The organism is Mesorhizobium sp. WSM4840 (assembly GCF_055811755.1).
The window spans coordinates 1-253 of record NZ_JBVVQD010000150.1 but is presented as its reverse complement, the minus strand read 5'-3'; the positions used below and the strand labels follow the sequence as shown (position 1 = coordinate 253).

Below are 253 nucleotides of genomic sequence, written 5' to 3'. Positions count from 1 at the left end.
CGCACACTGTGGATCGTCCTGCTGCTGAACGCGGCGATCGCTGCGGGCTTCTTCGTTTCCGGCTTCTTCGCGGACTCGAGCGCGCTGATCGCCAACGGCGTCGACAACCTGTCCGATACGGCTGTGTATGCGCTGAGCCTTGTGGCGCTCACCCGGGGCCAGACATGGAAGACACGCGCCGCGGTCGCTTCGGGCGTCATGCTGCTGATCTTCGCGGGCGGCATCTTGATCGATGTCGGACGGCGCTACGTGC

Annotated in this window: 1 pseudogene; it reads left to right on the top strand. The window is 65.2% G+C overall.

The annotated features are described in order from the left end of the window. Positions 1–253 (top strand): annotated as a pseudogene (locus AC0L3I_RS37090) (cation transporter); the annotation flags it as partial.